The 11,305-nt window shown below is 42.7% G+C and carries 8 protein-coding genes; all 8 read left to right on the top strand.

The window, feature by feature from the left end; genetic code table 11:
* Nucleotides 1-96 precede the first annotated feature (96 nt).
* Nucleotides 97-1,263, top strand: a complete 1,167-nt coding sequence (locus VF500_RS09430) for a FecR family protein (RefSeq protein ID WP_330859438.1) — start codon at nt 97-99, stop codon at nt 1,261-1,263.
* 227 nt (nt 1,264-1,490) lie between these two features.
* Nucleotides 1,491-4,925, top strand: a complete 3,435-nt coding sequence (locus VF500_RS09425; RefSeq protein WP_330859437.1) for a SusC/RagA family TonB-linked outer membrane protein — start codon at nt 1,491-1,493, stop codon at nt 4,923-4,925.
* A gap of 9 nt (nt 4,926-4,934) precedes the next feature.
* Nucleotides 4,935-6,428, top strand: coding sequence for a RagB/SusD family nutrient uptake outer membrane protein (locus VF500_RS09420; protein WP_330859436.1), 1,494 nt, complete (start codon nt 4,935-4,937; stop codon nt 6,426-6,428).
* 19 nt (nt 6,429-6,447) lie between these two features.
* Nucleotides 6,448-7,302: a DUF4843 domain-containing protein gene (locus VF500_RS09415; protein ID WP_330859435.1), complete on the top strand. Its 855-nt coding sequence runs from the start codon at nt 6,448-6,450 to the stop codon at nt 7,300-7,302.
* An 11-nt stretch (nt 7,303-7,313) separates the two neighbouring features.
* Nucleotides 7,314-8,750 (top strand): PKD-like family lipoprotein, encoded by a 1,437-nt coding sequence (locus VF500_RS09410; protein ID WP_330859434.1) that lies wholly within the window; start codon nt 7,314-7,316, stop codon nt 8,748-8,750.
* Nucleotides 8,751-8,775: 25 nt separating this feature from the next.
* Complete coding sequence (locus VF500_RS09405) at nt 8,776-9,528, top strand: basic secretory protein-like protein (RefSeq protein ID WP_330859433.1); 753 nt, start codon at nt 8,776-8,778, stop codon at nt 9,526-9,528.
* An 82-nt stretch (nt 9,529-9,610) separates the two neighbouring features.
* Nucleotides 9,611-10,747 carry a TlpA disulfide reductase family protein gene (locus VF500_RS09400; RefSeq protein ID WP_330859432.1) on the top strand — a complete coding sequence of 379 codons (1,137 nt, stop codon included), beginning with the start codon at nt 9,611-9,613 and terminating at the stop codon, nt 10,745-10,747.
* Between the two features lie 6 nt (nt 10,748-10,753).
* Nucleotides 10,754-11,305: hypothetical protein (locus VF500_RS09395; RefSeq protein ID WP_330859431.1), on the top strand; the 552-nt coding region annotated here is incomplete at its 3' end.

The following is an 11,305-nucleotide window of genomic DNA, read 5'->3' as shown; positions in this document are numbered from 1 at the left end:
TAATTATGTATTCTTTTCAAAAAAAAGTTTAAAAATATTTTTAATTGACGTGGGCTATTTTCATTTTGCCGACTCATGTATATATAAAGGATGTAAATGGACGAGGCGAACAAAGAATATTTTATACAAATACTAACAAAGTACAGGCTTGGAGAGGCTACGCGGGAAGAAATTAAATTCCTGGAGGCGTATTACAACCTGTTTGATTTAAATGATGACCTCATTACTGATGAGAACGAGGCCGACTATGCACACCTGAAAGATGCCATTAAAGCGACGGTTGATGAAAGAATAGCGCAGTATGAAAAAAAGCCTCTTACCTTGCCTTCAAGATCTGGCTGGATCAGGTACGCCGTGGCAGCCTCAATTCTGTTGTTTATTTCGGTTGGTGCTTACTTTTTTATTCGTAACAATCATAAGGCAGATTATTTTGCGGCAAATACTTACAAAGGGATAGTGCCAGGTACTAACAAGGCCACGCTTACTTTAGCTAATGGCACAACGATATCGCTTGATGACGCTAACAACGGGCAGATAGCTAAACAAGCCGGTGTTAAGATCACTAAAACAGCCAATGGACAGATCGTTTACCAGGCCGAAGCAACAGGGCAGGAACAGGCCGTTCAAAATACGGTTACCACGCCAAAAGGAGGCCAGTACAAGATCATCCTGCCCGATGGTACAACTGTTTGGCTTAATGCGGCTTCGTCAATAACTTATCCAACGGTATTTAAAGGAGCTGACCGCGAGGTAACACTCAACGGAGAGGGATACTTTGAAGTGGCTAAGAATAAAGCAATGCCTTTCAGGGTAAAATCGGCCCTGCAAACTGTTGAGGTGTTGGGCACGCATTTCAATATCAACACTTATGCCGATGAAGCGCAGGTGAAAACCACGCTGCTGGAAGGTTCGGTAAAGGTTATTTCGGCAACCAATTCAACGCTTATTATTCCCGGCGAACAGGCTGTAATTGACAGGGAAGGTAACGGCGCTATCAGCAAGCAGCAGGTAAATCTTGATAAGGAAGTGGCCTGGAAAAACGGTGTATTCTCATTTGCAGATGAGGATATCCGCGAAGTAATGCGCCAGGTGAGCCGCTGGTATGATATTGATGTGGTTTATGAGGGGGATATGCCCCACGAAAAGTTTTTCGGCGAAATTTCAAGAAGTAGCAATCTGGTCGATGTTTTCAGGATCCTGGAGCTTAACAACATGAAATTTGCGGTGGAGGGCAAAACGGTGAAAGTATCATACGGCAAGTAATATTTAACCTTAAACTTTATACTACTAACAACTAAACAACAACTAAACGCTAAAACTAAAACAAAACTTAATGGAAAAACAACTACGATAAATCTCAGATACAACGCTCATTAACAGACCAAAAATTAACCGGAAGCCTCTCACCGCTTCCGGTTTAAAATAGGTCAGGCAGCACAAGATGTCGAAGCCCTGAGCTGCATTTTATTAACCCAATCTTATTCAAAAATATGAAATTAACTTTTCTTTACAACGCCGTATGCGCAATACGGGGGGTAAAGTGCAAATTCTTATTAGTATTGAAACTCACCACTATACTATTGCTTGTTGGCGCGTTACACTTATCCGCTGCAAGTTATTCTCAAACGGTGACTATATCCGGCAAAAATAAAAGCCTTGAATCGGTTTTTAAGGATATAAAGCGTCAAACCGGCTATTTGTTTTTTTATAGCGAGAAAGTGAATTTAAAAGGCAAAACAGTTGATGCCGATTTTCATGATACGCAGCTTGTTGACGCGCTTAACGCGTGCCTTAAAGACTTTGATCTGAGTTTTACCATCGTCTCTAAAACCATTGTGATCCAAAATAAAATACCCGAACCGAGGCCAGCTCCGGTTATTGCCATAAGCAAAATACCGGTGAGTGGACGTGTGTTGGATTCGGTAAGTAAAACTACCTTACCGGGCGTAAATATTGCTGTTAAAGGAAGCAAGGGCGTAATAGGCCAAACCAACGAAAAAGGTGAGTTTAATGTACAGGCTGATGCAGGGCAAACATTAGTATTCTCGTTTATCGGCTACAAATCGGTGGAAGTTAAAGTGATTGCAGGCCAATCGATTGTAGTTAAGCTTTTACCCGATATTAATAACATTAAAGATATTGTGGTTACGGGTTACCAGGTTATCAAAAAAGATAACTACACCGGTAATGCCATCACCGTAAGCGGTGCCGATCTGAAACGTAATAATCCGCAAAACCTGATCAAAAGTATTGCTTCGTTTGATCCGTCGTTCAAGGTGCTTGATAATAACTTTGCAGGCTCTGACCCAAACAAGCTGCCAAAGATAAATGTGAGGGGTGCTACAGCCATTCCTTCCATCAGCGACGATATACTTGACCGTAACAACCTTTCAAGTAATTATAACCTGCCGGCATTTATTCTTGATGGCTTTGAAGTATCGCTTCAAAAAGTAGTCGACCTTGATATCAACCGTATCGAATCGGTTACCTTATTGAAAGATGGTGCCGCGACCGCTGTTTATGGTTCAAGGGCTGCTAATGGTGTAATGGTTATCACTACTAAAGCCCCTGTTGCCGGAAAGCTACAGTTATCATACAATTACGAACTTACTTTCAACGGTCCCGACCTGTCCGATTATCACGTGCTTAACGCTAAGCAAAAGGTTGCTTATGAGCAGCTTGTTGGCCTGTACAGCGCCTCAACATCTACCAGCGGAGATACCAAACAGGATGACCTCGACGCCCAGTTATTCACGCGCTTAAAAAACGTGGCAAGTGGTGTCAATACCTATTGGTTATCGCAGCCGTTAAGAAATGCTTATCAACAAAAGCATTCGGTTTATGCACAGGGCGGCGATCAGTCGTTCAGGTACGGTATCGATCTGCGTTATCAGACACAGCCGGGTGTTATGAAAGGTTCAGATAATACGCGGTACAGCGGCGGGGTTAATTTTACCTATAATCCAAGTTCAAAGCTTATCATCAGGAATGATTTGACCATAACGCAGGTTAACCAGGTTAACTCTCCTTATGGCGATTTTTCGACCTACGTAAATGCCAACCCATATTTTCCGATAAGGGATAGTACAGGCAGGTTGGTGCAGGAGCTTGCCAACTGGCGTGTAAACACCGGTCGCCAGGCTGAACTTCAGTACGTTACCGAAAATATATTTAACCCATTATATGAAGCCAGCCTAAGCAGCTTTAATAAAGCCGCATACACAGAGATACTGGAGTCGTTCTCTGCCGATTATAAAATATCAAAAGGCTTGCGGTTGAGGGCGTTAATGAGTGTCAATAAAACCAATTCAACATCAGATGCCTATGTGTCGCCGTTAAGCAGTGTTTTTTACAATACCGCGTCTGATAAGTTGAACAACAGGGGGACTTATGATTACGGTACCAATGCCAGCCTTAATCTTGATGGAAACGTAACCATCAATTATAACAAGCAACTGGGCGATCATTATTTCAACCTTGTTTTGGGTGCCAATATTTTGGCTTCAAAGTCTGATATTAAATCATTTTCGGCACAGGGCTTTTCAAACGACAGGTTTACCAACATCGGCTTTGCGCGCATTTATAAAGAAAATTCAGGCCCATATGGCGATGTAGCCAAGTCAAGAACAGCCGGTGCTTTCTTTTCGGGTAACTACGCGTTCCAAAACAAGTATCTTTTGGATGCGTCGGTAAGGGTCGATGGTTCATCAGCTTTCGGTGCCGACAGGCGTTATGCTCCTTTTGGGTCCTTAGGTATCGGTTGGAATATCCATAAGGAAAGCTTTTTACTGGGCTCAAATGTAATTAGCCAATTGCGTTTGAAAGGAAGTATTGCAACCCTTGGCTCAATCAGTTTTCCGGCTTACCAGTCGCGCTCAATATATTCATATGATACACAAAACTGGTATTCAACAGGTATCGGTGCTACCATATTAGGCTATGGTAACAGCAACCTGGAATGGCAAAAGACCCGCACTTCTGACGTAGGTATGGACATTGGCTTGTTTAAAGACAGGATAGTTATATCACCAAGGTATTATTACAAACTTACCAAGGGGCTCATCACTGATATTAACCTTGCCCCATCAACAGGTTTTACTACTTATAAAGATAACCTTGGCGATATGTCGAACAAAGGTTATGAGCTTTATCTCGTAGCACAAGCTTTCCATACAACCGATTGGAACATAAACCTGACAGCTAACCTTGCCCATAATGTTAATAAAATAGTTAGTATTTCTGATGCCCTGAAAGCCTTCAATAATAACATTGATAACTTCCAAACCAACAAGGATAACAACGCTTTTTCAACCCCGCTCACCCGGTATGTTGAAGGGAAATCATTGAACACCATTTATGCGGTGAAATCATTAGGTATCGACCCTGAAAACGGGAAAGAGATACTGGTGAAAAAAGACGGTACCCTAACCTATATATGGGATGTTAAGGATGTGCAGGATGTAGGCAATACCACGCCAAAGGCCGAAGGTTTTTTTGGCAGCACAGTATCATACAAAAGGTTTATGATGAGCTTTAGTTTTCATTACCGTTTTGGTGGCCAGTCCTTTAATCAAACCCTTATTGACAGGGTTGAAAATGCCGATCCGCGCTTTAATGTGGACAGCCGGGTGCTGGAACAAAGGTGGAAACAACCCGGCGACCATACATTTTTCAAAAACATTACCGACCTAACTGATACCTACGTGTCATCGCGGTTTATACAAAAAGATAACCTGATCGAACTGCAGTCGCTATACTTTTCATATGATTTTAACCCAAAGGCTATCCGCAGCCTTGGGCTTCAAAATCTGAGACTGGCATTCACGGCAAACGATGTTTTCAGGGCTTCAACTATTCAGGCAGAGCGGGGTATCAATTATCCCTTCGCCCGCAGCTTAACATTTTCATTATTGGGTTCATTTTAACACATAACCATGAAGAGATATTTAATTTTTATAATTCCATTGCTGGTGTTTACATCGTGTAAAAAGTTTTTGGACGTACAGCCAGAATCTGATGTAACCAAGGAGCAGCTGTTTAGTACTGAAGATGGTTTTGAAGAGGCGTTAAACGGTGTTTATACAAGATGTACAAAACCAGATATGTATGCAGGAAACCTTACTTTCAGCAATCTTGACATCATGGCGCAGAACTATTCGTTCTCAAACACTGATTTTCAAAAAATTGCTTCTTTTCAATACAAGCAAAGCATTTTAAAAGATAAAAACAGCCAGATCTGGTCGGCAGTTTACAATGCTATCGGCAATTGCAACGAGATATTGCAGGTAATAGATAAGCAAAAGGCTGTGTTTTCGGGCAACAACTATGCTATTATCAAAGGAGAAGCACTTGCCCTACGCGCGTACCTGCATTTTGATCTTTTACGCATGTTTGGTGCTTCGTATAAATATAATCCAAATAGCAAAGGCATTCCTTATGTAACTGATGTTAGTATTAAAAGCACACCATTTTCGTCAGTAGGCGATGTAATTAACTATGCTATCGTTGATTTGCGCAATGCACGCACACTGTTAAGCAATACTGATCCTATTATTTCACCGGCTTACATTGTTGGTTACCCCAATAAAACGTATCCCACCGGTTATACAGGGGCTAAGCAAACAGAAACTACAAGTAATACCCTGTTTTTGCAAAACCGCAGGCACAGGCTTAACTACTATGCTGTATGCGGCGAACTTGCAAGGGTTTATCTGTACAAAAATGATTATCAGAATGCGCTTTCAAATGCTAACGATGTAATAAGCGCCAACAAGTTTCCCTGGACACAAAAAGATGATGCTTTTAACAATAACGTTGAGCAAAAAGACAGGATATTTTACAACGAGTTAGTATTTGGCTGGTATGCGCCACACGCCAATGACAACAATGCACTTGTTACCTTGTTCAGCGCGACAAATACCGCACAGTATCAGCCAACACCGTTACAGTTAGATAACATTTATGAAAAAACCACCGTTGGTGCCGAAGACTGGCGCTACAGGCAATGGTTTTTTACAGCTACTGATGTAACGCCAAACCGCAGTTACCTGGTTAAATATTTAGTTAACAGCTCGCCGCAGGTAAACCTGCACCCGCTTATGGCTCCTGGCTTTCGTTTGGCTGAAGCATATTACATAGCAGCCGAGGCAAGTTACGACAGCAACCCAACAAAAGCTATCGAGTATTTAAATACGGTACGTACCCACCGCGGCATTATTGATCCGTTGCCTTCAACTTTAGGCAAAACAGCTTTTATGAATGAGTTGGTTAAAGAAGCCCGTAAAGAGTTTTACGGCGAGAGCCAGATATTTTACATGTATAAGCGGTTAAATCTGGATATAGTGGCCGCCAGTGGCCAGGTCTATCCTGCATCAAACAGCATTTACGTGTTCCCGGTTCCTGACGACGAAGCAGCTTATAATAATTGATCTCATACCATTTAAAACAATGAAAAGAAATATATTTTATGTTTTAGTGGTCGTTGCAGTTCTTTTTGGCTGCAAAAAAGACCAGTTACTCACATACGGCTCAAGGGATAACATTTATCTGAATTATAAGGATAAAGATAAAAACCAGGATACCTCGGTGCTAACTTATTCTTTTGCTTATAATCCTACCCTGGCCCAGGATACCATTTGGGTGCCGGTAATAATTTCGGGGCAAAGGTCAAAAAGCGAAAGGAAGTTTGCGATAACCGTAGTTGACACAGCTACCACAGCCAAAGCCGGTTTGCATTATGAAGCGCTTAAGCCATCTTACATTATGCCTGCGGATTCGGGCACTGTGAAAGTACCGGTGATCATTAAAAACAGCGATCCGGAGCTTGCAAATAAATCGGTAATGCTTACTATCCTGGTTTCGGGCGGGCAGGATTTTGATTCGTCGCTGCCGGTATCATTAAGAACAAAATCTATCCTTTATTCGGCACGCCTGGAGCAACCAGCCTGGTGGATCTACTGGATGGGTAACCTTGGTACTTACAGCAGGATAAAGCACCAGTTGTTCCTGATCTCTTCGGGCACCACCGATCTTGTTGATATGTCAAAACCAAATGCTTATCTCCAGATCCCGCGTACGCTGTATTACATTGACAACGTAAGGACATTTATTAACGACCCATTTGCCTGGGTAGCGCGGTACCCGGAAAAAGGTTATGTGCTTACCCAAAGGGCCGGTGGAAGCAAGGATTATGATTTTTATAATTCTTCTTCGCCAGATAAGAAGTTTTACCTCAAGCATTACGATCAGGCAGACAGGTACTTTTTTGTTGATGAAAATGGTCAACAGGTTATTATCAATTAAACACTTAGGTCATGAAATTTAAATCGATAGCTATATTGGCGCTCATAACGGTACTTTATACTTCATGTAAAAAGGACCTGGGCAATTATGTATACTCGCCACCTTCAGAGCCGGTAGTTGCCGGCATTAATAACGCCACATTTGCAGCCCTGCTGGGCGATACCCTTACCATACAGCCAAAGGTTACCCTGGCCGGTGCCGATCCGCTTAAGGATCTGGATTTTGAGTGGCATATCACCGTGCAGGAAGAACTTCGGGAAGCGGTTTACAAAGGTTACCCGCTTAAAATGGTTTACAATTTAGGCCCGGGCGATCGCGCCTGTAAGCTTACCATTACCGATAAACGGAACGGGTTATTTTACAATTTTCCTTTCAAAATAACAGGTACAACCCAGTTTTCGGCGGGTAGCATAGTGTTAAGTAATGATAACGGAGTTACTAAACTATCATTTGTAAAACCCGATAAAACGATATTGGGTGATATCTACAAATCGCTTAATAAGGATGATTTGCCTATCAATCCGGTTGAGCTGTATTACTCAAAACCACTGCCTTACCAACCGAATACCAAAGAGGAATACTGGGTATTGAGTAATGATCCCAATAAAAGCGGGGTAGTGCTTGACGCCAGCACATTATTGAAACGGACTGATTTTGCAGCACAGTTCTTCTCACCACCGGCTGTTATCAGCACAGGGTATCTTGAGCCGTTTTTAGGGCCGGTACAAATGGGCACAGTACCAACAGGCGTAATTAATGGTAAGCTATATGTAGGCGTTTCATCAACAGCTCCTTTTGCTGATGACTACGGCAAGTTTGCCAATGCGCAAGCCGGCGATTACAATATGTCGAAATATTTTACGCACGGTAGTTCGTTTTTTATCGGTTACGATCTTAAGGCAAAGGCGTTTATAACATTTGGTTCCGATGGTACTTACTCGGGCACCAACTACAAAACTGATACCGCAAGCACCGGTTTTGATCCCAAAAATGTAGGATACGATAACTTATTGTTCATGAAGCCTGTAGAAGGCGGTGCTTCTTACGCATTCTTTAAAACCGCTACAGGTACCATAACCGAGCTAAGTTTCAGCTATCCTATGGGTGATGACAGGACCTTTAGGGGCTTGGGCAAACGCACATTTAAAGGTAGTGCGTTAGTTGACGATGATACCAAATGGGTGGTTAACAGTTTAAATGTATTCTATTTTTCATCAAAAGGGAAAATATACCGCTATAACCCTATTAACGAAGATATAAGACAGCTTGACGCGGATTTTGGCGGCAAAAAAATATCGATGATCAAGATCAGTATGGATGATAACACGCTTACCGTTGGGGCAAGCGGAGCTGTTTATACTCTTGACGTAAGTGTTTCCAAAACGGGTAACATCACTAAAACAATAAGTGGCATACCGGGCGAACCAATTGACATAGTTATCAAATAAACAACAACTAACCTATCAAAACCATATGAAAAGAGTGAATAACAGCATGAAAGTTTTTGTGTTGATGGCCACAGCCATGGCTTTAACGAGCGCCTGTTACAAAAATAAACTGGCTGCTGATCAGGGGCAACCGCAGGTTAAGCCGGTTTTTCATGATTACTTGTCGCAGGATTCGCTAACCCGCGGCTCATACACCTTGATCTTTACCAACTATTCGCCCGATTTTGCTACGGATGCAGGTAATAAAGTAAAAGACAGGATGATTGAAGCCTTTTTTAAGGTTTATCCCGAAGAGGCTTCAATTTATAATCCTAAAACAGCGACGAAGGTTCATTTCAACATCGATCCATCTTATACTGGTGTTGCCGAAACCGGAAATGCCATAGTTCGCGTCAACCCCAAATGGATGCTTGCAACCCCTACAGATCTGGATGTGGTTACCCATGAGGTAATGCATATTGTACAGGCCTATAAGGGAAGTAATCCTGGTTGGCTGGTTGAAGGAATTGCGGACTACGCGAGGTACACCCTTGGGGTTGACAATGCAACTGCCGGCTGGTCATTGCCTGCTTACAGTGCAGATCAAAACTATACAGGCAGTTACCGCATAACCGCCCGTTTCCTGGTTTGGCTTGATAAGCATGTTAAAGCTGGTATAGTAAAAAGTCTGGATACAGCCTGCCGCGATAATACCTATTCAGACCAAACCTGGAAAACGTTAACTGGCAAAACGGTTGATGAGCTTTGGACTGCTTACAGTAATAATCCGGCCTTTTAATATCAATACCCGGAGGGGTCGTGTCTCCGGGTATAATTCAACTAAATAATGTTTACGGCTTTTAAAGCTCAAAAAATAGAAAATGAAACTAAAACTATCAATGCTGGCCTTACTGTTGCCATTCGCTGCATCAGCTCAGAAAACCAACTTTAGCATTACCGGCCATATCGGTAAGCTGGATAAACCGGCCAAAGCCTATATCGATTATATGGATAATGGTTCAAGCCACGAAGACTCATGTATGGTTACCAACGGTACATTCAAATTTGTAGGCAACGTATCGGGTATAACTACCAGTCGTATGGCATTTGACCATACTGGTCAGGGCAAACAGCATGCTATCTATGCCCCTAATGCCGATGTGGTTTACATTTATTTCGGTAAGGAAAATATGGTGTATACGTCGGCCGACTCATTGGTAAACGCCAAAGTTAGCGGCTCAAAGGTTTACGACGAGTTTCAGGCATACAACAAACAAATTGGCGGCACCATCATGGATTTAACCAAAGCTGTTAACGCCGAATTTTCGCGTGCTACACCCGAGCAACAAAAGGATACTGCTTTTGTAAAAGTTATTGATACCCGTTATCGCAAAAACATTGCAGATAGGGGCGAAAAACAATTTCTCTTCGCTAAAAACAATCCTAACTCATACTTCGGTTTGGTTGGCTTGTCTGAGTCGGCAGGTACTAAGGTTGACGTTGATAAAGTTGGCCCTGTGTTTAAAGCGTTGAACGCGTCGCTGCGCAATACCGATATGGGTAAAGAGCTTGAGCAGCGGATCCAGGCAGCCGGGATTACCGCTATTGGGAAACCAGCCCCCGTATTCACCCAAAATGATGTAAACGGTAAGCCGGTTTCCTTAAGCGATTTAAAAGGAAAATATGTGCTGGTTGAGTTTTGGGCAAGCTGGTGCGCCCCATGCCGTGCCGGGAATCCTAATCTGCGGAAACAATACGAGCTTTATAAAGATAAAGGCTTTGAGATTATCTCTGTATCGCTTGATAATGTGAAAGAAAAATGGGTTGATGCTATCGCTAAAGACGGTTTGCCGTGGATCCAGGTTTCTGACTTAAAAGGCTGGAACAATGCCGTTGGCCGTTTATATGGCGTAAGGGCAGTGCCGCAAAGCTTTTTGCTGGATAAAGATGGAAAGATCATAGGTAATACACTGCGCGACGAATCCCTGAACGCCAAACTTGCCAAACTTTTTAATTAAGCATATATGAAAAAGATCACTTTGGCTTTGCTGCTTTGCCTTGCGTTTAGCGCGGCCTGTTTGGGAAGTGCAGTAAGAAAAGGTGCTGGTAAAATAGCGCTCCACGTTTTATACGTAGGTTATGACCCGGCAAAACCTAAGCCGGAACATGTAAACTACTACAGTACAGCAGCCGCTGCAATTGACGATGCCTGGAAAACCCGTATGGCCGATTTTAAGGCATTTTTGGAGCAAAGGTTTGAAAAGGCCGATGTGGTGGATGTAAGAGATTACGATGCTGCTATGTCTGAAAAGGTAGATGTTACCATTCTTGATGCCGGCCCGGTAAAGTTGCCTGCTGGTTTTGACCGTCCTATGATCCTGATGCACGAAATGGCCCCTAACGTAGGGTTGCCAATCGGCCTCAAGTTCGATTGGTATTGTCAGTGTTTGGAGGATGACGCGCTGAACATCAAAACAAGCCATGCCATCTTTAATACACCTATAAAGGTTAAGCTGACATTGGTTAACAGGCCTACACCGGGATCGTTTTTTAATGGTTTCCAGGGAGCAACCACA

Origin of the sequence: Mucilaginibacter sp., assembly GCF_036383575.1 — a bacterium.
Classification (GTDB): domain Bacteria; phylum Bacteroidota; class Bacteroidia; order Sphingobacteriales; family Sphingobacteriaceae; genus Mucilaginibacter.
This window is presented reverse-complemented; position numbering and strand designations above follow the sequence as displayed.

What these genes read in the sequence shown, in the direction of transcription:
- VF500_RS09405 (WP_330859433.1), top strand. Translation starts at nt 8,776, where the DNA reads ATGAAAAGAGTGAATAACAGCATGAAAGTTTTTGTGTTGATGGCCACA.
- VF500_RS09425 (WP_330859437.1), top strand. Translation starts at nt 1,491, where the DNA reads ATGAAATTAACTTTTCTTTACAACGCCGTATGCGCAATACGGGGGGTA.
- VF500_RS09420 (WP_330859436.1), top strand. Translation starts at nt 4,935, where the DNA reads ATGAAGAGATATTTAATTTTTATAATTCCATTGCTGGTGTTTACATCG.
- VF500_RS09400 (WP_330859432.1), top strand. Translation starts at nt 9,611, where the DNA reads ATGAAACTAAAACTATCAATGCTGGCCTTACTGTTGCCATTCGCTGCA.
- VF500_RS09410 (WP_330859434.1), top strand. Translation starts at nt 7,314, where the DNA reads ATGAAATTTAAATCGATAGCTATATTGGCGCTCATAACGGTACTTTAT.
- VF500_RS09430 (WP_330859438.1), top strand. Translation starts at nt 97, where the DNA reads ATGGACGAGGCGAACAAAGAATATTTTATACAAATACTAACAAAGTAC.
- VF500_RS09415 (WP_330859435.1), top strand. Translation starts at nt 6,448, where the DNA reads ATGAAAAGAAATATATTTTATGTTTTAGTGGTCGTTGCAGTTCTTTTT.